The organism is Streptomyces lomondensis, from assembly GCF_014651035.1.
Taxonomy (GTDB): Bacteria; Actinomycetota; Actinomycetes; order Streptomycetales; family Streptomycetaceae; genus Streptomyces; species Streptomyces lomondensis.
Genome location: NZ_BMWC01000001.1, coordinates 693,719 through 716,905 on the forward strand (window position 1 = coordinate 693,719; position 23,187 = coordinate 716,905).

17 protein-coding genes are annotated in these 23,187 nt (G+C 71.4%); 9 read left to right on the plus strand and 8 right to left on the minus strand.

Annotation, left to right across the window (positions count from 1 at the left end):
- The first annotated feature begins 32 nt into the window (after window positions 1-32).
- Together IE255_RS03020 and IE255_RS03025 are read left to right on the plus strand one after the other, a co-directional pair.
- Window positions 33-1,409: a pyridoxal phosphate-dependent decarboxylase family protein gene (locus IE255_RS03020; RefSeq protein ID WP_190048510.1), complete on the plus strand. Its 1,377-nt coding sequence runs from the start codon at window positions 33-35 to the stop codon at window positions 1,407-1,409.
- 95 nt (window positions 1,410-1,504) lie between these two features.
- On the plus strand, window positions 1,505-2,362 hold the full coding sequence (locus IE255_RS03025; protein WP_190048511.1) for a GNAT family N-acetyltransferase: 858 nt from the start codon (window positions 1,505-1,507) through the stop codon (window positions 2,360-2,362).
- Between the two features lie 15 nt (window positions 2,363-2,377).
- Here the strand turns inward: IE255_RS03025 and IE255_RS03030 are convergent, their stop codons facing one another.
- The gene (locus tag IE255_RS03030) at window positions 2,378-2,584 is read right to left on the minus strand and encodes a hypothetical protein (RefSeq protein WP_190048512.1); all 207 of its coding nucleotides are present in this window, start codon (window positions 2,582-2,584) and stop codon (window positions 2,378-2,380) included.
- A 140-nt stretch (window positions 2,585-2,724) separates the two neighbouring features.
- Window positions 2,725-4,176: an MFS transporter gene (locus tag IE255_RS03035; protein ID WP_190048513.1), complete on the minus strand. Its 1,452-nt coding sequence runs from the start codon at window positions 4,174-4,176 to the stop codon at window positions 2,725-2,727.
- 78 nt (window positions 4,177-4,254) lie between these two features.
- On the opposite strand from IE255_RS03035, the gene dusB reads away from it, so the two are divergent.
- A complete protein-coding gene (gene dusB, locus IE255_RS03040) occupies window positions 4,255-5,388 on the plus strand; it encodes a tRNA dihydrouridine synthase DusB (protein WP_190048514.1) in 1,134 nt (377 codons plus the stop codon).
- Here dusB and IE255_RS03045 read toward each other — a convergent pair whose 3' ends face one another.
- The 3 genes from IE255_RS03045 to IE255_RS40300 form a co-directional block, all read right to left on the minus strand.
- Window positions 5,389-7,176 (minus strand): alkaline phosphatase family protein, encoded by a 1,788-nt coding sequence (locus tag IE255_RS03045; RefSeq protein ID WP_190048515.1) that lies wholly within the window; start codon window positions 7,174-7,176, stop codon window positions 5,389-5,391.
- 153 nt (window positions 7,177-7,329) lie between these two features.
- Window positions 7,330-9,267: an amylo-alpha-1,6-glucosidase gene (locus tag IE255_RS40295; RefSeq protein ID WP_190048516.1), complete on the minus strand. Its 1,938-nt coding sequence runs from the start codon at window positions 9,265-9,267 to the stop codon at window positions 7,330-7,332.
- Window positions 9,264-10,706, minus strand: a complete 1,443-nt coding sequence (locus IE255_RS40300; RefSeq protein WP_190048517.1) for an MGH1-like glycoside hydrolase domain-containing protein — start codon at window positions 10,704-10,706, stop codon at window positions 9,264-9,266. The genes IE255_RS40295 and IE255_RS40300 overlap by 4 nt, the downstream gene beginning before the upstream one ends.
- A gap of 121 nt (window positions 10,707-10,827) precedes the next feature.
- Between IE255_RS40300 and IE255_RS03060 the strand changes: the two genes are divergently transcribed.
- Entirely contained in the window at window positions 10,828-12,030 is a 1,203-nt protein-coding gene (locus IE255_RS03060; RefSeq protein ID WP_190048518.1) for an ROK family protein, read from the plus strand.
- A 405-nt stretch (window positions 12,031-12,435) separates the two neighbouring features.
- Window positions 12,436-15,183: a pyruvate, phosphate dikinase gene (gene ppdK / locus IE255_RS03065; RefSeq protein WP_190048519.1), complete on the plus strand. Its 2,748-nt coding sequence runs from the start codon at window positions 12,436-12,438 to the stop codon at window positions 15,181-15,183.
- 143 nt (window positions 15,184-15,326) lie between these two features.
- Here the strand turns inward: ppdK and IE255_RS03070 are convergent, their stop codons facing one another.
- Window positions 15,327-16,508 carry an epoxide hydrolase family protein gene (locus IE255_RS03070; RefSeq protein ID WP_190048520.1) on the minus strand — a complete coding sequence of 394 codons (1,182 nt, stop codon included), beginning with the start codon at window positions 16,506-16,508 and terminating at the stop codon, window positions 15,327-15,329.
- 211 nt (window positions 16,509-16,719) lie between these two features.
- Here IE255_RS03070 and IE255_RS03075 point away from each other — a divergent pair, with 211 nt between their 5' ends.
- The 3 genes from IE255_RS03075 to IE255_RS03085 all read left to right on the plus strand — a co-directional run bounded on the left by IE255_RS03075 (window position 16,720) and on the right by IE255_RS03085 (window position 19,133).
- Window positions 16,720-17,295 (plus strand): CGNR zinc finger domain-containing protein, encoded by a 576-nt coding sequence (locus IE255_RS03075; RefSeq protein ID WP_190048521.1) that lies wholly within the window; start codon window positions 16,720-16,722, stop codon window positions 17,293-17,295.
- Between the two features lie 126 nt (window positions 17,296-17,421).
- A complete protein-coding gene (locus IE255_RS03080; protein WP_190048522.1) occupies window positions 17,422-17,940 on the plus strand; it encodes an NUDIX hydrolase in 519 nt (172 codons plus the stop codon).
- Window positions 17,937-19,133 (plus strand): serine hydrolase domain-containing protein, encoded by a 1,197-nt coding sequence (locus IE255_RS03085; protein ID WP_190048523.1) that lies wholly within the window; start codon window positions 17,937-17,939, stop codon window positions 19,131-19,133. The genes IE255_RS03080 and IE255_RS03085 overlap by 4 nt, the downstream gene beginning before the upstream one ends.
- Window positions 19,134-19,140: 7 nt before the next feature.
- Here IE255_RS03085 and IE255_RS03090 read toward each other — a convergent pair whose 3' ends face one another.
- Both IE255_RS03090 and IE255_RS03095 read right to left on the minus strand, forming a co-directional pair.
- Window positions 19,141-20,502 carry an erythromycin esterase family protein gene (locus IE255_RS03090; RefSeq protein WP_229906263.1) on the minus strand — a complete coding sequence of 454 codons (1,362 nt, stop codon included), beginning with the start codon at window positions 20,500-20,502 and terminating at the stop codon, window positions 19,141-19,143.
- Between the two features lie 303 nt (window positions 20,503-20,805).
- Entirely contained in the window at window positions 20,806-21,360 is a 555-nt protein-coding gene (locus IE255_RS03095) for a GNAT family N-acetyltransferase (RefSeq protein WP_190048524.1), read from the minus strand.
- A 331-nt stretch (window positions 21,361-21,691) separates the two neighbouring features.
- Here IE255_RS03095 and IE255_RS03100 point away from each other — a divergent pair, with 331 nt between their 5' ends.
- The gene (locus tag IE255_RS03100; RefSeq protein WP_190048525.1) at window positions 21,692-22,942 is read left to right on the plus strand and encodes a helix-turn-helix domain-containing protein; all 1,251 of its coding nucleotides are present in this window, start codon (window positions 21,692-21,694) and stop codon (window positions 22,940-22,942) included.
- The last annotated feature ends 245 nt before the right edge of the window (window positions 22,943-23,187 follow it).

The window sequence follows — 23,187 nt, forward strand, 5'->3', positions numbered from 1 at the left end:
CAACCGCTCGGAGGAGTGCTTACGGTCCGGTCATGGACGAGCTGACCAAGATCTTCCATCACGCCGCCGAGCACGCCGCCGCCTACCGCCGCTCGCTGCCCGAGCGGCCGGTGGCGCGGCCCGTCGACCACGCGGCGCTGCGTGCCGCGTTCTCCCGCCCCCTGAACCGCTCGCCCGCCGACCCGCTCACGGTGGTCGACGAGCTGGTGGCCGCCGCCGAGACCGGACTCGTCGCCACCGCGGGACCGCGGTTCTTCGGGTTCGTCGTCGGCGGGGCGCTGCCCGCGGCCACCGCCGCGGAGATCCTCGCCGCCGGATGGGACCAGAACGCCTTCAATGCCGCGCTCTCGCCCGCCGCGCTGGCCGCGGAGGAGGCGGCGGGCGGCTGGCTGAAGGACCTGCTCGGCATCCCCGCCACGGCATCCACCGGGTTCGTCACCGGCGGCCAGGCGGCCAACACCGCAGGGCTCGCGGCAGCCCGGCAGCATCTGCTCACCGAGGCCGGCTGGGACGTCGCGCGGAAGGGACTGGGCGGCGCCCCACGTCTGCGGGTGGTCGCGGGCGAGGAACGACACGCCACCATCGACCGCTCGCTACGGCTGCTCGGCCTGGGCACCGACTGCCTGGAGACGGTCCGCACTGATGGACGCGGCGCCCTCGACACCGACGACCTGCGCCGCGTGCTGGCGTCCGGCCCGGGCACGCCGGCGATCGTCTGCGCCCAGGCGGGCAATGTGAACACCGGCGCCTGCGACGACCTCCGTACCGTCTGCGACCTCACCCACGCCCAGGGCGGCTGGGTGCACGTCGACGGCGCATTCGGCCTGTGGGCTGCCGCGAGCCCGGCGACCCGCCACCTCGTCGACGGCGTCGAGCTGGCCGACTCCTGGGCCTGCGACGGCCACAAGTGGCTGAACGTGCCCTACGACTGCGGCTACGCCTTCTGCTCCCGCCCCGCCGTCCACGCCGACGCCCTGTCGTACACCGCCTCCTACCTCACCCGCGCCGACGGTGCTCCGGTCGGCGGCGCCGACTACACCGCCGAGTCCTCCCGCCGCGCACGCGGCTTCGCCACCTGGGCGGCGCTGCGCGAACTCGGCCGGGACGGCGTCGCCGCGCTCGTGGACCGCTGCTGCTCCCTCGCCCGCCGCTTCGCCGACGGCCTGTCCGCGGCGGGCTTCGAGGTCGTCAACGACGTGGTACTCAACCAGGTCCTCGTCAGCTTCGGCGACGACGCCCGCACCGACCACGTCGTGCGAGCCGTGCAGAACGACGGCACCTGCTGGATGGGCGCCACCACCTGGCGCGGCCGGCGGCTGATGCGCATCTCGGTCTCCGGACACGCCACGACAGAGGCCGACGTCGACCGGTCGATCGCGGCGATCGTGCGGCTGGCGCGGGCGGTGTGAGCCGGCCACCGGGTGCGCCCCGGGCGGCAGGGGCACAGGATGGGAAGCGAGGGGCGGATCGCCGCGCGGGATGCGCGAAGAAGGGAAGAGCGATCGTGGATCTCATACTGCGCCCGGGTACCGCCGACGATGCCGCGGAGTGCGGCAGGATCTGCTACGAGGCCTTCGCCGGCGTCGCCGAGGAGCACGCCTTCCCGCCCGACTTCCCGAGCCCCGAGGTGGGCGTCGCGCTGATCGAGGGAGCCCTGACCCACCCGGGCTTCTACTCGGTCGTCGCCGAGCTCGACGGGCGGATCGTGGGCAGCAACTTCCTCGACGAGCGCTCGGCCGTCGTCGGGGTCGGGCCCGTCACCGTCGACCCCACCGTGCAGAACGCGGGCGTGGGCCGCCGCCTGATGCGGGACGTGATGGACAGGGCCGCCGAGCGCGGGGCACCGGGCATCCGGCTGTTGCAGAGCGGCTACCACAACAGATCGTTCGCGCTGTACGTGAGCCTGGGCTTCGCCCACCGGGCCACACTCGCCTGCGTGCAGGGGCCGCCGATCGGGCGTCCGATGCCCGGCTACGCGGTGCGGGAGGCCACCGACGCGGACCTCGGCGCCTGCAACGACGTGTGCCGCCAGGTCCACGGCGTCGACCGCGGCGGCGAGGTCGCCGACGCCCTCAAACAGGGCACCGCCCGGGTCGTCGAACGCGCGGGACGCGTCACCGGGTACGCCACCGACCTGGCCTTCTTCGCACACGCCGTGGGCGAGACCACCCCGGACCTCCAGGCCCTCATCGCCGCGGCCCCGCAGTTCGGCGGCCCGGGCATCCTCGTACCCGTGAGCGACAGCGCGCTGCTCAGGTGGTGCCTGTCCAACGGCCTCAAGGTCGTACAGCTGATGAGCCTGATGACCATCGGCCTGTACAACCAGCCGGACGGGGCCTACCTGCCCTCGATCCTCTACTAGGACCCGCCTGGCCGTTCACGCCGCTGTCGGATCCACCGTCGCCTGATGGGCCTCCGCCAGGTGCTCCTCCGCCTTCAGCCAGGGCAGGAACTGGGCGCCTCTGCGCCAGCCGCAGGTGTCGCACCGGATGGTGCGCTGCACGCCGGTGCGCTGCACCCGCACCACGTGCTCCCGGCCGTGCTGGTCCCAGCGGCTGACCCTGCTCGTGTCCATCTGCGCCATGACGCCTCCCGCGTCCAGGAATCCGGCCGATCCGGTCTGCTCGCAGCAAGGAGTGTGCAGCAAGACCAACATCAACAGGGCTTTCCCGGGGGCCGGTTATCAGGCTGTGAGGGAGACCTCACGCGGGCGCGCGCCCGCGGTCAGGAACGGTCCGCGGTCACCACTGCATCCCGCACGTCCGCGGACTCCAGCCGCTCAGCCGTCCGTTCGGCCGTCCGCCGTGCCCACCGCCCGCTCGTCAACGCACCCAACGCCAGCACCGCGACCCCGCAAGCCACCAGGATCCACCACCCGGGCCGCGCGGCGGACGTGAACATCTCCCGGTACGACGACGAGCCCACACCCGCGGCCAGCACCGCGCCCACGACCGCGACCCCCAGCGTCTGCCCCAACTGCCGGCTCGTCGAGGCCACCGCCGCCGCCACCCCCGCCTGGGCCCGCGGCATGCCGGAGACCGCCGTGTTGGTGATGGGCGCGTTGACGAAGCCGAACCCGACGCCGAAGAGGGCGTAGCCGAGGAAGAGCGTGACGTTCGACGTCTCGGCCTCGAACGCGGCGAAGAGGACGCCGCTCGCGGTCATCGCCAGGCCCGCGATCAGCAGGGACAGGCGGGGGCCCCGGGTGCCGACCAGACGGCCCGACAGCGGCGCGCACAGGAACGTCGGCACCGCCATCGGCAGCATCCACAGGCCCGCCTCCAGGGCGGTCAGGCCCCGTACGTTCTGGAGGTACAGCGTGGACAGGAAGAGGAAGCCGCCGAGCGCGGCGAACGCGCTGATCGCGATGACCGTCGCCCCGCTGAACGGCGCCGAGCGGAAGAAGCGGAGGTCGATCAGGGGTTCCGCGCGGCGCGGCTCGTACCACAGCAGTCCGCCGAGGGCCGCCAGGGCCAGGAACGCCAGCGGGGCGATCGACGCGAAGGCCGTGCTCGGCGCCTCGATGATCGCGTACGTCAGCGAACCGAACAGCGCGATCACCAGCACCTGCCCGACCGGGTCGGGGCGGCGGGCCCGGGGCGCGCGGGACTCGGGGACGAAGCGCAGGGTGAGCAGCAGGGCCGCCAGGCCCACCGGCAGGTTGATCCAGAAGATCGAGCGCCAGCCGACCGACTCCACCAGGAGGCCTCCGACCAGTGGCCCGGCGGCCATGGAGATGCCGACGACCGCGCCCCAGGCGCCGATCGCCCGGGCCCGCTCGCGCGGGTCGGTGAAGGTGTTGGTGATGATCGACATGGCGACCGGGTTCAGCATCGAGCCCCCCACCGCCTGCACCATCCGGAAGGCGACCAGCGCCTCCAGGTTCGGCGCGAGGGAGCACAGCACCGAGCCGAGGGTGAAGACGACCAGCCCCGCCATGAAGACCCGCTTGCGGCCGATCCGGTCGGCCGTGGAACCCGCGAGCATCAGCAGCGAGGCCAGGACCAGCGTGTACGCGTCGATCGTCCACTGCAGACCCGACGTACTCGCGTGCAGGTCCTGCTGCATGGACGGCAGGGCCACGTTCAGGACCGTGTTGTCCAGGCTCACGATCAGCAGGCTCATACAGCAGATCGCGAGCACCAGCATGCGGCGGCGATGGCTGAGCTCGGGCATGCGCTCCATCGTACGCCGATTTCAATAGTGTGGCTAACTAATGATTTTTGCCGTTTCATTGCACGGCACAATGGAGGCATGTCCACGCCCCTCCAGATCGGCCCGCACACCGTCCAGCCGCCCGTCGTCCTGGCCCCCATGGCCGGGATCACCAACGCGCCCTTCCGCACCCTGTGCCGGGAGTTCAGCGGTGGCAAGGGCCTGTTCGTCAGCGAGATGATCACCACCCGGGCGCTGGTCGAGCGCAACGAGAAGACCATGCAGCTCGTTCACTTCGACGCGAGTGAGCGCCCCCGGTCCATCCAGCTGTACGGCGTGGACCCGGTCACCGTCGGCAAGGCCGTCCGCATGATCGCGGAGGAGGACCTCGCCGACCACATCGACCTGAACTTCGGCTGCCCGGTGCCGAAGGTGACCCGGAGGGGCGGCGGCTCCGCGCTGCCGTACAAGCGGAACCTGCTGCGGGCGATCCTGCGCGAGGCGGTCAGTGGCGCCGGGGATCTCCCCGTCACGATGAAGATGCGCAAGGGCATCGACGACGACCACATCACCTACCTCGACGCCGGCCGGATCGCCGTCGAGGAGGGCGTCACCGCCATCGCCCTGCACGGCCGCACCGCCGCCCAGCACTACGGCGGCACCGCCGACTGGGACGCCATCGCCCGGCTGAAGGAGCACGTCCCGGAGATCCCGGTGCTCGGCAACGGCGACATCTGGTCGGCCGAGGACGCCCTGCGAATGGTGCGCGAGACCGGCTGCGACGGCGTGGTCGTGGGGCGGGGCTGCCTCGGGCGGCCCTGGCTGTTCGCGGACCTGGTCGCCGCCTTCGAGGGCCGCACCCAGGACATCGCCCGCCCCACCCTGCGCGAGGTCGCCGACGTCATGGTCCGGCACGCCACGCTGCTCGGGGAGTGGATCGGCGACGAGTCCCGGGGCGTCATCGACTTCCGCAAGCACGTCGCCTGGTATCTGAAGGGCTTCGCGGTCGGCTCCGAGATGCGCAAGCGCCTCGCGATCACCTCGTCCCTGGAGGAGCTGCGGTCCGGCCTGGACGAGCTGGACCTCGACCAGCCCTGGCCCGCCGGCGCCGACGGGCCCCGGGGCCGTACGTCCGGCAACAACCGCGTGGTGCTGCCGGACGGCTGGCTGAAGGACCCCTACGACTGCGCCGGGGTCGGCGAGGACGCCGAACTCGACACCTCCGGCGGCTGATCAGCCCCCGGAGGGGTGCGGCGTGGAGCCGTACGCCTTCAGGAAGCGGTCGCGGAAGGAGTCCATCCGCCACACGGGCGCGTCAGGGCCGGGCTTGAGGCCCTCCGTCCAGTTCCAGTCGCTGATCTTCTCCAGGACCTTCGGGTCCTTGGCGACCAGGGAGACCGGTACGTCGCGGGAGGCGCGGATGCCGCTGACCCGGGCCATGGGCTGGTGGTCGCCGAGGAAGACCAGGACGGTGTCGTCGGTGCCGTAGCGCTCCATCCACTGGGTGAGGCTGGTGACCGAGTACTGGATGGACCTGCCGTACTCCGCACGGGACTTGGTGGTGTCGGTGATGACGTCCGCCGCCTTGTTGCCGGCCTTCTGGATCGGGCCGAAGACCTTGCCGTCGCCGAGTTCGTCCCAGCCGACCATCTTCGGCAGGGGCGCCCAGGGCTGGTGGCTGGAGGTCAGGATGACGAACGACATCAGCGGCTTGTCCCGCTTCTTTCCGTGCACCTGGCGCTGGAACGCCTCCAGCGCGTACTGGTCGGGCATGGTCGACCAGCTGAACTTCGGGCCCCGGTAGCCCAGGTCGAAGGCGTCGTAGAGCTTGTCGAGGCCGTACCACTTCTCCTCCGGCCAGCCCTTCTGCACGCCGGGCATGACGCCGACCGTGTCCCACGCGCCGGTCTTCCGGAAGGCCTTGGTGAGGGTGAGGTGGTCGCCCGCGGTGACCGTGCGGTAGCGCCGCTGGTTGTCGATCCACAGGCCGGACATGGCCGTGGAGTGGCCGAGCCAGCTGCTGCCGCCGAACGTCGCCGAGGTCAGCCAGCCGCTGCGGGCGTGGAAGCCGGCCTTCGTCAGGACCTCGGTGCTCGTGTCGAGGGTCCGGTCGACGCCGGGGGCGATGGCCGGGTCCTCGACGGCGCTGCGGCCGTAGCTCTCGATGAACGTGAAGATCACGTCCTTGCCGCGCAGGTCGGGCAGGAGCTGCTCGGGCGGGGTGTTGCCGAAGGTGTCCGCCTTCGCCTGCTTCACGAACGCGGCCTCGTCCCGCAGCGAGTCCACCGTCCGCTGCGCGTGCACCCGGAGGGCCCCGGCGCCGCGCTCGGAGGCGATCGGCCCGCCGAAGAGCGTGAGGCCCAGGGCGGAGCAGGTGATCCAGGCGGTGCCGGCGATCAGGGCGCCCTGGGTCGCCCGGGTCCGGTGGCGGGCCAGCACCTCGGCGAGGCGGAGCGTCGCCGCGACCATGACGGCCGCCACGAGCAGGACGAGCACCACCGCGCCGACGGCCGCGGCGGTCGCGACGCCCCCGCCCAGCGTGTCCCCGACGTACGCCTGCGCGTCGGGCAGCAGGTCCCAGTCGAGTGCGGCGTTGAAGCCCCGGCCGAGGTACTCGTTGAACCCCATGTCGAGCAGGTTCACGGCGGTCAGCGCGGTGAGGCCGAGCCCGTAGAGCACGGCCGCCACCAGCCGGGGCCGGCGCGGCAGCCCCAGCACGACGACGGCCCCGATGACCGCCTCCGCGGGGATGCGCGTGAAGCTGACCGGTTCGACGGCGGGGAGCGTGTTGGGGAGGAGCAGGGCGCCGAGGACCAGGGCGGCGGCGAGGGCGGTGGTGGCGAGGTGGAGGGCGCGGGCGGCTCGGGGGTGGCGGGTGCGCCAGGCCAGGAGGTGGCCGAGGCGGGATCTGGGGGTGGGAGTCTCCGCCTCCTCCGTACGGACCTCCTCCTGCTCCGTCTCGGACCCGGCCTCCGGGATGTCCGGCTGCGATGACTGGCGGAGGCGTGTGAAGACAGGCACCCGGAGGTCCTTCCCGTACGAAACCACGTGGGGTGGCGGACCCGCGTGGGGGAACGGGTCCGCCGCAGTTCCGTACGGCGCGATCACCGGATGTGTTCAGCCCACCGGGCCGGCGCTCGGCAAACACCCGGCAAACGGCCGGCCAAATGGCTCTCAGATACCGCCGACCGCGGTGAGCAGGGCCAGCGGGGCCGACGCCGACCGGGATTCGCGCACGCACGCGTGCGGGTACGGCACCGGCTCCGGATGCGTGTCGCGGCCGTAGCCCGCGAGGACCTCCGGCAGCCGGTGGCCGGTCGCGGACGCCGCGTCGACCAGGCCGCGGGCGATCGCGCGGGCCTCGTCGTGCAGTCCGTAGCGGGCCAGGCCCAGCGCGATCAGCGCGTTGTCGTGCGGCCAGACCGAGCCGCGGTGGTAGGAGAGCGGGTGGTACGCCGGCTGCCCGGCCGCCAGGGTGCGCACGCCCCAGCCGGAGAAGAAGTCCGGCTCCAGCAGGCGGCGGCCGACCAGTTCGCCGTACTCCTTGTCCAGCAGCCCCGACCACAGCAGGTGCCCGGCGTCGGAGGCGAGCGCGTCGACCCGGTCGCCGCGGCCGTCCAGCGCGAGCGCCGGGAAGGAGTGCTCCGGCATCCAGAAGTCCCGCTGGAAACGGTCGCGCAGGTCACCGGCCGCCTGCTCCAGCAGATCCGCGTACGTCCCGTCCTGCCACGCCGTGCGCGCGAGCCACGCCGTGCGGCGCAGCGCGTCGTAGGCGTAGCCCTGGGCGCCGGCGGCCGTCACCGGGCCGTGCGGGCGGGTGCCCTCTGCGGAGCAGATGGCGCCGGGGGAGTCCTTCCAGTTCTGGTTGGCGAGGCCGCCCTGGTCGGCGCGGTAGACGAGGTAGCCGCGCGAGGTCAGGCCGCCGTGGTCGAGCATCCAGCCGACCGCGGCGCGGGCGTGCGGCTCCAGGCGGCGGGCCAGGGCCGTGTCGCCGGTGTGCTCGGTGTACGCCCCGAGCAGGACGAGGAAGAGGGGGGTGGCGTCGACCGAGCCGTAGTAGCGGCGGTAGGGGACCTGGCCGAAGTGGGCCAGTTCGCCGTGCCGCACCTCGTGCACGATCTTGCCGGGCTGGGCGATCTCGTCGGCCACGGCCTGCGTGGCCTGGGTCGCGGCCAGCGCGGGCAGGGTAGCGGCGGCCAGCCGCGGCCGGTAGGGCAGCGCGAACAGCGAGGTCAGCAGGGCGTCCCGGCCCAGCAGGGTCAGGAACCAGGGGGCGCCGGCGGCCGGGACGCGCAGTTCCTCGCCGTCCGGGCCGGTCGCCGGGACCTGGAGCGCGGCGAGGTCGGCCAGGCCCCGGGTACAGGCCGCGGCCAGCTCCGGCCAGCCGGACGGAAAGGCCACGCCTTCCGCGAACTCCGCTTCCCGGGCCTGGAGTTGGCCCCGGACAGCGGCGGGGGAGCGGGGCACGCGCAGGGCCCGCTTGTCGCCGTGCGGGCGGGCCATGACGCGCAGGACCAGCTCGGCGGTGCCGTGCGGTGCGAGGTCCAGGGTCCACACCAGGCGGCGGGCACCCGTGCCGGTCTCCTCCACGGCGTCCGGCCGGGGCTCGGCCGTCACGGTCGTGACGGACCGCCACTCGCCGCGCCGGTAGCTGAACTCCACGCCGTGGTCGAGGACCTGGCGGGAGCGGACGGCGCCGGCCTTGGTGTACGTGCGGTGGTCGGAGCGCAGCTCGAACTGGTCGGTGAAGTCGGCGTCGGCGGTGACCGCGAGGCGGACCGTCGTCGGCACCGGGCGGTTGCTGGTGACGCGCAGCGACTCCACGAACGAGGCGTCGCCCACGGCCTGTTCGCGGAAGAGCGTGTAGGCGGGCGGCTCGTCGCGGCCGCCGCGCGGGACGAGGACGCAGGCCGCGGTGTCCCCGTCGGCCACCGGCGTCAGCGTCTCCGGCACGGCGCCGTCGACGGTGAGCTGCCAGCGGCTCAGATGCCGCGCGTCCCGTACGAACATGCCGTCGGGGGCGCTGCCGCCCCGGTAGCCGCTGATGTCGCCGCGGTCGCCGACGGCGGCGAACGTCCCGCCGTGCACGAGCAGATGATGCCGGTCCGTCATCCCTGGTCCCCTCCCTTGATCGCCGTGACGCCGTTCCTGTCCCATGCGGGCCGGTCGTGCAGCAGGTCGAGCGTGAGCGCGGCGGTCCAGCCGAAGCCGGTGGCGCCGCAGGCCTGTGCCGTGTACGGGTCGACGTACTCCGCGAAGTCGGAGGCGCCGGCGGTGTGCAGGATGCCCTTGCGCAGGGCGTCGGCCCGGCCGCGCTCGCCGTGCAGCCGCAGCCCGCGCTCCAGCAGCCAGTTCGTGTTGAACCAGGCCGGGCCGCGCCAGTAGCGGTGCGGGTCGAAGGCCTCGCCCAGCAGGTCGTAGCTGGGGACCAGGCGGGTGGAGCCGCCGAGGCCGAAGTGCGGGCCGCACACCGTGCGGACCAGGGTGGCCGCGAGGTCGCGCGGCAGGGTCGGCAGCAGCAGCGGGATCAGCCCGGAGACCCCGCGCTCGGGGATCAGCTCCCCGGCGCGCACGTCCCGGCACAGGAACATCCCCGCGGCCGGCTCCCACAGCCGCTCCACCAGGACCGCCGTGAGGCGCTCGGCCCGGGCCTGCCGGGCCGCGCCCGCCGCGCCCAGCTCCTGGGCGATCCGGGCGAGGGCGTGCTCGGAGGCGATGAGCAGGGCGTTGAACGCCGGGTCCTCCACGGCGAAGCCGCCCGGACGTCTCCCGGCGGGGGCTTCCCGGTACGGCTCGTCGGCGTAGCCGCCGTCCCGGTAGTCCGCCGCCAGCCGCACGTACCGCCCGTAGTCCAGGTCCGTCGGCCGGTCCTCGGGCGCGCCGTGCTCGAGGTCGGCGCGGCGGAAGGAGCGGGCCGGGGCGGGAGTGACCCGGGACAACGGGCGGTCCCAGCAGGGGCTGTTGTCCATCCCCTGCTCCCACGGGTGCACGACGGACACCAGCCCGCCCCCGCCCAGGTCGCGCCGGCGCAGGAGGTAGCGGTGCCAGGCGGCCAGCCGGGGGTAGGCCCGGGCGAGGAAGCCGCGCGCCCGGGACAGGCCCGGGTCGGCGAGGTGCACCAGCCACGCGGCCAGGGCGTGCACCGGTGGCTGCACGATCCCGGAGGTCTGTACGGTGCGCGGGGCGCCCGCGGCGCGCCCGGCGGTGGAGGAGCGCCAGAAGTCGGGGCTCGGGAAGTACGCGTCGAGGGGCACGGAGGGGTTGAAGACGATGTGCGGGATCCGCCCGTCCGCCCACTGGGCGGCCAGCAGCGTCTCCAGCTCCGTCTGGGCGCGTAACGGCGACAGGTGCCTGAGGCCGATCGCGATGAATGCCGAGTCCCACGACCACTGGTGCGGATACAGGCTGCGCGAGGGCACGGTGGACCTGCCCGTCCAGTTGCTCTCCAGGACCTGTGCGGCCCTGACCTGTAGGGAAGACGGCGCGGCGGCCGGACCGTATGCAATCTCGCGCCCTGCGGGGGGCGTGGTGAGCTGGGCGATGCGATCCACTCGGGGCTCTCCCAAAGACGTACTCCTGACCGGGATCGGCAGGGGCTACCGTAGGGTTACGTCTATTTAACACGCAAAACCCAATATGTAATGCAGGGTTGGGAAACACAAGGGGGTGCGCATGACGGGACGTGTTCAGGCAAGCGCCGGCGATCTGCTCGAACTGGTGCGCAGTCGCCGCGCCACGACCCGGGGTGCCCTCCAGCAGGCGACCGGACTGTCCCGGGCGACCGTCGGGCAGCGGCTCGACCGGCTCTTCCGCGCGGGCTGGCTGCGCGAGGGCGCCGGCGGGCCGGTGGACTCCCCGCTGGGCGGACGCCCCTCCATCACGCTGGAGTTCGACGACGAGCACGCGGTGGTCCTCGCCGCCGACCTCGACACCCGGCACGCGCGGGCGGCCGTGCTGTCGCTCAGCGGCGAGATCCACGCCGAGCACTCCGGCACCCTCGCCGTCGAGGACGGACCGGACGTCGTGCTCGGCGAACTCGGCCGCTGGTTCGCCGAGCTGCTGGAGAAGGCCGGCCACGGCGCCGAGAGGGTGTGCGGGGTCGGGCTCGCGGTGCCCGGCCCGGTCGACACCGAGACCGGCCGCGTCGTCCAGCCGCCGATCATGCCCGGCTGGGACGGCTACGACATAAGGGGCCGGCTGGCCCGGGCGCTCACCGAGCACACGGGCGCCGCCGCGCCACCGGTGCTCGTGGACAACGACGCCAACCTCATGGCCTACGGCGAGCAGCGCACCGGCTACCCCGACTGCTCGGCGTTCGTGCTGGTCAAGGTCTCCACCGGCATCGGCGCCGGAGTCGTGGTCGACGGCTCGCTGTTCCGGGGCATCGACGGCGGCGCCGGGGACATCGGGCACATCCGGGTACCGGAGGGCGCCCAGGCGCTGTGCCGGTGCGGTTCGTACGGCTGCCTGGCCGCCGTCGCGAGCGGGGGCGCGGTGGCGCGGCGGCTGGCGGAGGCCGGGGTGCCGGCGGCCTCCGGCTCGGACGTGCGGGACCTGCTGGCGTCCGGGCACCCCGAGGCGGTCGGGCTCGCCCGGGAGGCCGGGCGCCGGGTCGGCGACGTGCTGGCGACCGTCGTGACCCTTCTGAACCCCGGAGTGCTGATGATCGCCGGAGATCTGGCCGGAACGCCCTTCCTCACGGGCGTGCGCGAGCTGCTCTACCAGCGGGCGCTGCCCCGCTCCACCGCCCACCTGGACGTGGTCACCTCGCGGCTGGGCGAGCGGGCCGGGCTGGTGGGGGCCGGTGCGATGGTCGTGGAGCACCTCTACGCGCCCGAGCGGGTCGAGGAGCGGCTGCGCGCGCTCGGGGTGTGACGGGCGGGTTTCGGTCCCGAGACGCGTCCGCATGGTGAAATCCGGTCGGCTGTGGCAGCGTGATTCTCGCCACCCTTGATAAGGGTTGCGCTCAGATGAGCGGATCATGAGCGGCTGCACTTCTCCAAAGTGTGGCACTGAGTGCCACCCTTTGATCGTTCATCGAGCGAAATCAATCGTGCCGATTGCCGCTCATGTGAGCGCTCAGTCAGGGCTACGGAGGTTCATGCGTTCAAGAAGTGAAAACATACGGCTGTGATCGCTTGCCCAGCCTTGACTTTCGATCCGGTGGCGGACGAGTGGTTACAGGCGTATGACGCGCGAGTGGACGTACCCAGACGCCTTCGATCTGGGTATGTTCCTCGCCGTCAGGGCAGCCACCGCGTCCTCGAGGAGTCGAGACCCGTGTCGGAAAACAAAGATCCCCAGGTAGCTGAGCACGGTAAGAGCGTTGAGGGCGTGAAGTTCGTTTACGACTTCACCGAGGGCAACAAGGACCTCAAGGACCTCCTCGGCGGCAAGGGCGCGAACCTCGCCGAGATGACCAACCTCGGCCTTCCGGTCCCGCCCGGCTTCACGATCACCACCGAGGCCTGCAAGGTCTACCTGGACAGCGGCGAGGAGCCTGCGGCACTGCGTGACGAGGTGAGTGCGCACCTCGACGCGCTGGAGGCCCGCATGGGCAAGAAGCTCGGCCAGGCCGACAACCCGCTGCTGGTGTCGGTGCGCTCGGGCGCCAAGTTCTCGATGCCCGGCATGATGGACACCGTCCTCAACATCGGCCTCTCCGACAAGTCGGTGCAGGGCCTGGCCAAGCAGGCCGGCGACGAGCGTTTTGCGTGGGACTCCTACCGCCGCCTCATCCAGATGTTCGGCAAGACCGTCCTCGGCGTCGACGGCGAACTGTTCGAGGACGCGCTGGAGGCCGCGAAGGCCGCCAAGAAGGTCACGGTCGACACCGAGCTGGAGGCCGCCGACCTCAAGAAGCTCGTCACCAAGTTCAAGAAGATCGTCAAGACCGAGGCCGGCCGGGACTTCCCGCAGGACCCGCGCGAGCAGATGGACCTCGCCATCCACGCGGTCTTCGACTCCTGGAACACCGACCGGGCCAAGCTCTACCGCCGCCAGGAGCGCATCCCGCACGACCTGGGCACGGCCGTCAACGTCTGCTCCATGGTCTTCGGCAACCTCGGCCCCGACTCCGGCACCGGCGTCGCCTTCACCCGCGACCCCGCCTCCGGCCACCAGGGCGTCTACGGCGACTACCTCCAGAACGCCCAGGGCGAGGACGTCGTCGCGGGCATCCGCAACACCGTGCCGCTCGCCGAGCTGGAACGCATCGACAAGAAGTCGTACGACCAGCTCATGCAGATCATGGAGACCCTGGAGAACCACTACAAGGATCTCTGCGACATCGAGTTCACCATCGAGCGCGGGCAGCTGTGGATGCTCCAGACCCGCGTCGGCAAGCGCACCGCGGGCGCGGCCTTCCGCATCGCGACCCAGCTGGTGGACCAGGGCCTGATCGACGAGGCCGAGGCGCTCACCCGCGTCAACGGCGCCCAGCTCGCCCAGCTGATGTTCCCGCGCTTCGACGAGAGCGCGAAGGTCGAGCAGGTCGGCCGCGGCATCGCGGCCTCCCCGGGCGCGGCCGTCGGCAAGGCCGTCTTCGACTCCTACACGGCCGTCAAGTGGTCCCGCTCCGGCGAGAAGGTCATCCTCATCCGCCGCGAGACCAACCCCGACGACCTGGACGGCATGATCGCCGCCGAGGGCATCCTGACCTCGCGCGGCGGCAAGACCTCCCACGCGGCCGTCGTCGCGCGCGGCATGGGCAAGACCTGTGTCTGCGGCGCCGAGGAGCTGGAGGTCGACACCAAGCGCCGCCGGATGACCGTCCCGGGCGGGCACGTCGTCGAGGAGGGCGACGTCGTCTCCATCGACGGCTCGACGGGCAAGGTCTACCTCGGTGAGGTACCGGTCGTGCCGTCCCCGGTCGTGGAGTACTTCGAGGGCCGGATGCACGCCGGTGCCGAGGACGCCGACGAGCTGGTCGAGGCGGTCCACCGCATCATGGCGTTCGCCGACCGCAAGCGCCGCCTGCGCGTGCGCGCCAACGCGGACAACGCCGAGGACGCGCTGCGGGCCCGCCGCTTCGGCGCCCAGGGCATCGGCCTGTGCCGCACCGAGCACATGTTCCTCGGCGACCGGCGCGAGCTGGTGGAGCGGCTGATCCTGGCCGACACCGACGCCGAGCGCGAGGAGTCCCTCAAGCAGTTGCTCCCGCTCCAGAAGCAGGACTTCGTCCAGCTCTTCGAGTCGATGGACGGCCTCCCGGTCACCGTCCGCCTCCTCGACCCGCCGCTGCACGAGTTCCTGCCCGACATCACGGAACTCTCGGTCCGCGTCGCCCTCGCGGAGTCCCGCCAGGAGCCGCACGAGAACGAACTCCGCCTCCTCCAGGCGGTCCACCGCCTGCACGAGCAGAACCCGATGCTCGGCCTGCGCGGTGTCCGTCTCGGCCTGGTCATCCCCGGCCTGTTCACCATGCAGGTCCGCGCGATCGCCGAGGCCGCGGCCGAGCGCAAGGCCGCCAAGGGCGACCCGCGCGCCGAGATCATGATCCCGCTGGTCGGCACGGTCCAGGAGCTGGAGATCGTCCGCGAGGAGGCCGACCAGGTCATCGCCGAGGTCGAGGCGGCCTCGGGCACGCAGCTCAAGCTCTCCATCGGCACGATGATCGAGCTGCCGCGCGCCGCGCTGACCGCCGGTCAGATCGCCGAGGCGGCGCAGTTCTTCTCCTTCGGCACGAACGACCTGACGCAGACGGTGTGGGGCTTCTCCCGCGACGACGTGGAGGCCTCGTTCTTCACGGCGTACCTGGAGAAGGGCATCTTCGGCGTCTCCCCGTTCGAGACGATCGACAAGGACGGCGTCGGCTCCCTGGTGAAGCTGGCCGCCAAGGCCGGCCGCGAGACCCGCCCCGACCTCAAGCTCGGCGTCTGCGGCGAGCACGGCGGCGACCCGGAGTCGGTCCACTTCTTCCACGAGGTCGGACTCGACTACGTCTCCTGCTCCCCGTTCCGCATCCCGGTCGCCCGCCTGGAGGCGGGCCGGGCGGCGGTGCAGTCGCAGGGGAGCGACCACCGGTAGACCCGTGGCCCGTGCAGGGCCACTCGAGAACCCGGAGCCGTCGGCGGTCCCCGACCACCCTCACCGATCGCGGCGGCTCCGGCGCACGGAGGAGGGCGGGGCGGCACCTTGTGCGGAGGTGCCGCCCTCCCGCGGCTCCCGGGTCATGACCGACCACCGCTCGCGGCCAGCACTGCCGCCAGGCCCTCCTGCAGATCCTTGACGAAATACTCGGGAACCTCCAGCGACGGGAAATGTCCCCCGGTCTCGGGCGACCTCCATCGGACGATCCGGCGGAACCGCTCCTGTGCCCAGGCGCGCGGACACTTCTCGATGTCGCGGGGATACACACTGATGGCTGACGGGACATCGACCCGAAGTTCGGGGTCGAGCGAGTCGTGGCTTTCGTAGTAGATGCGGGCTGACGACGCCCCGGTCCGCGTCAGCCAATACAGGGTGACGTTGTCAAGGACGCTGTCCCTGGATATCGCCTCGAACGGGCTGTCTTCGGTATCTGTCCACTCGGCGAACTTGTCGAGGATCCAGGCGAGAAGCCCGACCGGTGAGTCGACGAGCGAGTAGCCGATGGTCTGCGGTCGGGTCGCCTGCTGTTTCGCGTACGCCGCGCGGTGCCGCCAGAAATCACGGGTTTCCTCGGTCCATGTGCGCTCGCCTGCCGTCAGCCCGTCCGTTGTCAACCCGGGCGGTGCCTGCGCGGTCGTTGTGTGGATGCCGAGCACGTGCTCCGGGAACCTGCCGCCGAGGATCGTGGTGATCACACCTCCCCAGTCACCGCCGTGGGCTACGAACTTGCTGTAGCCCAGCCTTTCCATCAGTTCCACCCAGGCGGCCGCGATCTTTTCGGTTCCCCACCCGGTGGTGGCCGGCTTGTCGCTGTGACCAAAGCCTGGCAGCGACGGCGCCACGACGTGGAACGCTGGTGCGTCTGCGTTTTCGGGATCTGCCAGTTCGTCCATGACATGGGTGAACTCGGCAATGCTGCCCGGCCATCCGTGCGTCAAGATCAGAGGGGTGGCGTCCGCGCGGGCGGATCGGCGGTGCAGGAAGTGGATTCCCAGATCGTCAATGGTCGTGCGGAACTGGCCGATCTGGTTGAGGCGCGTTTCGAACGACCGCCAGTCGTACCCGGTGCGCCAGTAGTCCACGACGTCCACGAGGTCGGCAAGCGGAACGCCCTGGTCCCATCGGCGAGGGTCCGGCGCGGCGCGGTAGACCGTCTCGGCTTCCGGCAGCCGTGCTGCGGCCAGTCGCGCACGCAGGTCGTCCAGGTCGGTGTCGGTTGCGTGGGCTTCGAATGCCTGCACGTCGCTGGTTCGACGGTTCACGAGGTGCTCCCGCCGGGGTGAGCGGACGTGGGGACGTGAGCTGACGTGGGGGCAACGCCACGATCGATGGCGGCCGCGGTGTCGGTGACGCACCAGCGTGTGGACATGAGACCTCCTGGCCATCGAGTGAACCGGCTGGGGACCTGTAGGAACCGGCTAAGACGGTTCTAACAGCTCTCGGCGTCGGCATGCAACCGGCTAAGGTGGTTCCATGTGTGCTCAGTTCCCTGACTTCCGTCTCGGCAAGGTGCTGGCGACCAGCTTCACGGCGACCCTGACGGAGCGTTGTGGCAACGCTGTGGAACGGATTCCCACACCGAACCGACTCGTCGACTGGCTGGCGGTGAGTGGCCTCGCCGTGGAGTCCTGCACCACCGCCCAGCTCGAACGCGCTCGGGAGCTGAGGGAATCGATTCACGCCGCCGCGACAGCGGCCGCGCGCCGAGAGCCTCTCCCCGCGTCTGCTGTCCAGGTCATCAATGACTGCAGCATTCAGGGTCGGGCTGCGGCTGTCTTGACGCCCGAGGGAAATCGGCAATGGCGACTCAGCTCGGCTTCCTCCGTGGAGGATGCCCTGGGCATTATCGCCGCCGACGCGATCAGCATCATCGCAGGCGAACGAGACGGAAGATTGGCCTTGTGCGCGTCGCCAACATGCCGAGCGGCCTTCTTCGACACCAGTCAGAGTCGCACCCGCAGATGGTGTGACATGAACACGTGCGGAAATCGTCAGAAGAAGGCGCGCTTCAATGCCCACAAGCGCGAAAACCCCGGATCAGCAAAGTAGTCGTAGCTCTCGGTGCACCCAGGTTTGCCCCACGTCTCGGCACGACGGTGACCATCGGCGGATCCGGCCGTTCCACCGGTTGGGCAGTTCGTAGCGGGCTGCCCGGCCGAGGGAAGGAACACCACCGTGGAGACGACCGTGCCCGCCCCGAACGCGCCGCGGGTGCTGCCGCGTGCCGAGTGGGTCAAGACGCTGCCGCAGACCATCGTCGCGTCGTGCGTCCTGCTGCTCGACGCCGAGGACCGGATCCTGCTGCTGCGCTACGCCGAGGGCCAGCCCGGTGCCGGGATCTGGGGACTGCCGGGCGGCATGCTCGACCAGGGGGAGGACCCCGTCACCGCCGCGCACCGGGAGGTGTGCGAGGAGACCGGCATCGTGCTCGACCGCCCGCCCCGGTTCATCGGGTACGACCACCGGGCCGACGTGATGGACGCGGGCCCGGTGATCGACTTCTACTTCCACGGCGGCCGTCTCCCGGCCGACCTGTCCGTCCGGCGCAGCACGGAGCACGACGACCACGGCCTGTTCGCCCTCGACGACCTCGCGTCCACCGCGCTGATGCCCCCGCTGCCCGCCCTCACCGCCCTGCACACCGCCGCCCTGGCCGGGACGGTCGTATGCCTGCGGGAAGGGCGGCCCGCATGAACCCGTCCCGTCGCCTGGCGGCAGTCGCCTTCGCATCCCTCGCGGTCTCCCTCGCCCTGAACACCCCGTCGGCCGGCACCACGCCGGCCCCCCTCACACCGGAGCGGCTACGGCACGAGGCCGCCACCGCCCGGGACACCGCCCAGGCCGTCAGCCTGCACATCCGCGTGCGCGACGGGCGGCACGTCGTCGAAGCCGGGGCCGGGGAGGCCGTCCTCGGCACCGGCCGGCCCGTGCCGCACAGCCCGCACTTCCGGGCCGCCAGCGTCACCAAGTCGTTCGTGGCGGCGACCGTCCTCCAACTGGCCGCCGAGCGACGCCTGTCCCTGCACGACACGGTGGAGTACTGGCTCCCCGGCCGCGTCCGGGGCCACGGCAACGACGGCAGCCGCATCACCGTCCGGCACCTGCTCCAGCACACCAGCGGCCTGTACGACCCCGACTCCACCGAGCTGACCGGCAAGACGGCCCCGGACTTCGAGCGCAGACGCTTCGACCGCATCTACCCCGAGCACCTGATCGACGCCGCCCTGCGGCACCCCCCGGACTTCCCCCCTGCCGACCCGGACGACCCCGAGCCCCGCTGGAGCTACTCCAACACTGGCTACCACCTCCTGGGCGCCGTCATCGAGAAGGTCACGGGACGCCCCTGGGCCGAGGAGGTGCACGAGCGCGTCGTCCGCCGGCTGGGCCTGCACGGCACACGCGTCCCGGGGGACGACGACCCTGACCTGCCGGAGCCCCACGCGCACACCTACCACCGGTTCGCGGGGTCCGACGGCTACACCGACACCACCATCCGGAACATGGCGTGGGCCGGCCCGGCCGGATCGCTGGTCTCCACGCCCCGCGACCTGGACCGGTTCTTCACCACCCTGCTCACCGGCGGGCTCCTGCCGCCCCGCGAACTGGCCGCGATGCGCACCACCGTCCCCGGCAACGAGGAACACCAGCGGTTCACGCCGGGGATCCGGTACGGCCTCGGCCTGCAGGAACAGCCGCTGCCGTGCGGCGGCAGCCGCTGGGGCCATCACGGCGACCTCGAAGGCACCTTTGTCAGAACGGGCTTCACCGCCGACGGCACGCGCTCCGTCGTCATCACGGTCAACGGACGGACCACCGACGAGACGCAACTCCTGCGCATCGAGAAGGCCCTGCAAGGCCTCATCGACCGGATGCTCTGCCGGCGGTGACGGCCGCTCAGGACAGCAGGTCCACCTCCCGCACCCTGTCCTGGTGGATCAGCACGTCGAAGCAGCGGCCCAGCGCGATGTCGAACCAGTTCCGCTCTTCCGGATAGGCCGTGCCGACACTGCGCGTGGGCCGGGCCTCGGCCAGCCAGGGGCGGGCCGGGCCCGGGGCGGTGCGCAGGTCCAGGACGTAGCGGTCGTACCGCACCTGGTCGAGGGTGTGCTCGTTGCTGCCGGGCCGGGCGGGGCCGACCGTGTGGGTGAGCATGTGCACCTCCTCCGGGTCGGTGGCCTTGAACGAGCCGCGTCCGAAGGTGAGCCCGACGCTCACATAGCCGCTGCCGAGCCGGTCCCGCAGGAACGCCCCCTGCGTCTTGGGCAGCACCTGCGGGTTCTCGGGTTCGTAGCCGATGTGGTTGTTGTGGGCCGCCAGCAGGATCCGGTGCCCGGTGTGCCGGTGCCACCAGACGACGTTGTCCGCCATGACGTCGTCCCGCCAGCGCATGGCCTCGGCGAGCTGCCGCGGATCCTCGAAGTCGAAGCCGTACCCGGTCGCCGTCTGGTCGATCACCGTGGCGTGGCGCAGCACTTCGGCGAACTCCCGCCGTCCGTCCTCGTCGCGCGGCGGCTCCAGGGACTCCAGCAGCTCCCGGGCGCGTCCGGTCCGGGAGGCCATCTCCCGCCGCTCGGCGAGCGGGCGGGTGAGGTAGGCCTTCTGGTACTCGCCGGAGGGGACGGCCGGCCGCAGCCCCCGGTACAGCTCGTCGAAGCGCGGCGAGAGGTCCGGGCGGACCCGGGCGACGTAGTCCGTCACCCGGTCGTACAGCTCCGGCCCCGTGTAGCCCCAGTCGTCGCCCATGAAGCGGACCGGGTCCTGCGGATGGCGGCGGTTGTACTCCCGCATCCACTCCACCAGTTCCAGGTTCTCGACGGTGGGGTTGAGCACGTACGTGTACTGGAAGTCCTCCCGCATGATGCGCTCCGGGTCGCCCTTGCCGTGCACGACGTAGTCGTCGAGGCGTACTCCGGTGCTCCAGGCGGTCTCCAGGGCGAAGGTGCGGAAGCCCCGGCGCTCCACCAGGTACCGGAAGACCCGGTCCTTCATGGCGAGGAACTCGTGCGAGCCGTGCGTCGCCTCGCCCATCCCCACCACGACGGCCTCCCCGACCGCTCTGCCGACCGGGCGCAGGTCGCTGACGTCCCCACCGGGCTTGGCGGTCCGCAGCGGGCTCGCGGCCCGTTCCAGCACCGGCACGACCGGGTCCCCCGGGGTGCCGGGCGCGGCGGCGGCAGGGGCCGGGGCGAGAAGAATCAACACGAGGACGACGAAGGTCCATGGACGCAGGCAGGACATGTCCGCATACGTGCCCATGGCCTGACGTTCCCGAACCCACCCATACCTGAACGGATTGCGAGATCCGAGGGTGTGGCCGAGACGTCGGGCTACGTCACCATGGTCAGGCCGGCGGGGATCTGCCGTGCGCACGGTTGAGAGCGAAGAGCGCGATCGGCCGACTGGAGTGGTCCGCCTGGAAGGTCGGCGCCCGCAGCCCCCACCGACGACGACGTGAAGCGTGTCGCTGACGCCGTGGTGGCAAAGCTCAGCGCGGGTGGCGGCCGTTCGCCTACTAACTGGGCGACAGGCGTCATCTACTCGGTGCCTGCGCTCGACGGGCTAGGTGTTCCGGTCTGCCCACTCGCGGTCGAGGATTGCGTGAACGATGGAATCACGCCAGGTGCCGGCCTTGTGGATGTGTTCGCGGATCCGGCCTTCTTCTACCATCCCGGCCCGGGCCATCGTCTTGGCGGAGGCCTCGTTGGCCGGGGACCGGGCGCCCCAGATGCGGTGCAATGCGAGTTCTTCAAAGCCGAAGCCGAGCAGTAGCCGCACGGTTTCGACGCCGTAGCCGGAGCCCCAGGAGGAGGGCCGCAGCGCGAAGCCCATGGTGGCTCCGCGGGGCTGGTGGGGGTCCAGGGCCAGGCGGCCGAAGCCGATGAGTTCCCCGCTGCCGCGTTCGGCGACGGCCAGCGCGTACTCCGTTCGCGGGTCAGCCTTCGCGGACTCGATGGACCGGGCCACGATCTGCTGGACCTGGTCGAGGGAGCGCGGCTCGAACGACAGGTGCTCGGTTGCCTGCTCGCTGCCGTAGATGGCGAACACGGAATCAGCGTCGTCATCCCGCAACTCGCGCAGCTCCAGGCGTTGGCTGAGGCGGTGGACCGGATACATGCCTCGGACTCTACTGGGGACCACTCAGCACGGCAGGGCCGGCCTGTTCGGCGGATAGAGCGCGAGATCCGACGGTGTGGCCCGGACGTCGGGCAGCGAGAAGGCGGTCATCGCGCCGTTCAGCCGCCTACGACACTTGTTTCGGCTTCACGCCCCCGCCGCGGACTGGAAAAGGGAGCCAGCGCAGGGAGCCGGGTGGGACCGGACACGCGGCATCCGGCTCGCCCGAAGACCCACGAGCAGGACCGCAGGCCCACCCGGACGCTCACACGAGACTGGCCCTGCCCCCTACTCTGGCAGTGACGAAGCTGCTAGGAGGGGCAAGGCCGTGATGTCTGAAGATGCTACCCCTGACCCGTACGCCGACCCGTTGCGGTTCGGCCAGCGAGTGCAGATCCTGCGCGAACGTCGCGGTATGACGCAGGCTCAACTCGCCGATTTCATCGATATCTCACCGCACACTCTGCGCAAGATCGAGAACGGGCAGCAGAAGGCGCCAGGACTCGACATGGTTCTGCGGATCGCCGAGGCGTTGCGGGTCCGCGACCTCGCTGACCTCACGGGCCGGGCGGACGCTCACGTCGACCTGTTCATCGGTCCCGGCCATCCGCGCTTGGCGGCGGTGAAAGCAGCCATCGACGACTTCTCCCTCACTCGTAGCGCGGAGCCCCCGCGGGTGGCGCATCTGGAGGCCCGGCTGCACGCGGCTTGGAGGGAGCGGCATGCCTCGAAGAACCACCGCGAGGCGATCGGCAAGCTGTTGCCCGATCTGATTCGGGACGCTCAATCCCTCGTCAGGCATGCCGACAGTGCGGCGGAGCGACGTACGGCGCAAGCCCTCCTCGCCCAGGCCTACTCACTGTCCCAGTTCTTCATCGCCTACCAGCCAGACAGTTCCCTGCTGTGGCGGGTGGCCGAGCGGGGCATGATCGCTGCGCAGGAGAGCGAGGACCCCCACACCATCGGTGTCGCTTCGTGGCTGCTCGCTCAGGCCCACCGCGACAGCGGGCACCGCCACTTCGACGCCGCCGACGCCGTGAACCGCGAAGCCCTCGCCTACCTCAAGCCCTTGCTGCCGGACGCGAGCGACGACGTCCTCGCCATCGCCGGCGCGTTGGAGTTCGAGCTCGGCTACACCGCGGCCCGACGACGCGAGACGGGCACCGCGTGGCGGCACTGGGACAAGGCGAAGGACATGGCCGCGCGGCTGCCCGCGGACTACTTCCACCCGGTCACGTCGTTCTCCCGAGCCATCATGGGCGCACACGCGGTGACGGTGGCGGTGGAACTGCACCAGGGAGGCGAGTCCGTACGGCAGGCCGCCAGGGCGGACCAGAACGTCATCAAGTCCCGCCCACGCCGGGCCCGGCACCGCATTGAGGAAGCCCGCGGCTACCACCTGGACAACCAGCCGGACACTGCGCTGGCGTCGCTGGAGAAGGCGTTCGAGGCCGCGCCGGAAACGATCCGGTACAACGGCTATGCGCGGGCGATCCTTCTTGAGGAGGTCGATTCGACGCGAGCACCTCGTCGCCGTCGTGCCGCTGACCTGGCGGCAAGAATCGGCATCCTCGCTGCCTGAGAGTAGCGACCGGATTACGGTCGGCGGTCGGGTGCAGGCGCTTCTACGGTCTTGGCACAAGGACCCCGGCGACCGCGCGAACGGTCCCGGGGCGTGGCCAACGCTGCGAAGGAGCGTCGACAGTGGAATTCCTATCACGGGCACTCGAATGGGTGAGAGCGGTGCTGTTCGGACCGCGCACCCCCGGTCGGCACCGCCGTACACCCGCCCCGCGCGCGGTGTTCCCCATGCCCTCCCGCCAGCCG

Excerpts from the sequence above, each read along its gene's own strand:
- IE255_RS03035 (WP_190048513.1), bottom strand. The coding sequence starts at position 4,176 with ATGCCCGAGCTCAGCCATCGCCGCCGCATGCTGGTGCTCGCGATCTGC.
- IE255_RS03020 (WP_190048510.1), top strand. The coding sequence starts at position 33 with ATGGACGAGCTGACCAAGATCTTCCATCACGCCGCCGAGCACGCCGCC.
- IE255_RS03075 (WP_190048521.1), top strand. The coding sequence starts at position 16,720 with ATGTGTGCTCAGTTCCCTGACTTCCGTCTCGGCAAGGTGCTGGCGACC.
- IE255_RS03095 (WP_190048524.1), bottom strand. The coding sequence starts at position 21,360 with ATGTATCCGGTCCACCGCCTCAGCCAACGCCTGGAGCTGCGCGAGTTG.
- IE255_RS03060 (WP_190048518.1), top strand. The coding sequence starts at position 10,828 with ATGACGGGACGTGTTCAGGCAAGCGCCGGCGATCTGCTCGAACTGGTG.
- IE255_RS03030 (WP_190048512.1), bottom strand. The coding sequence starts at position 2,584 with ATGGCGCAGATGGACACGAGCAGGGTCAGCCGCTGGGACCAGCACGGC.
- IE255_RS40295 (WP_190048516.1), bottom strand. The coding sequence starts at position 9,267 with ATGACGGACCGGCATCATCTGCTCGTGCACGGCGGGACGTTCGCCGCC.
- IE255_RS03085 (WP_190048523.1), top strand. The coding sequence starts at position 17,937 with ATGAACCCGTCCCGTCGCCTGGCGGCAGTCGCCTTCGCATCCCTCGCG.
- IE255_RS03100 (WP_190048525.1), top strand. The coding sequence starts at position 21,692 with ATGTCTGAAGATGCTACCCCTGACCCGTACGCCGACCCGTTGCGGTTC.
- IE255_RS03090 (WP_229906263.1), bottom strand. The coding sequence starts at position 20,502 with ATGGGCACGTATGCGGACATGTCCTGCCTGCGTCCATGGACCTTCGTC.
- dusB (WP_190048514.1), top strand. The coding sequence starts at position 4,255 with ATGTCCACGCCCCTCCAGATCGGCCCGCACACCGTCCAGCCGCCCGTC.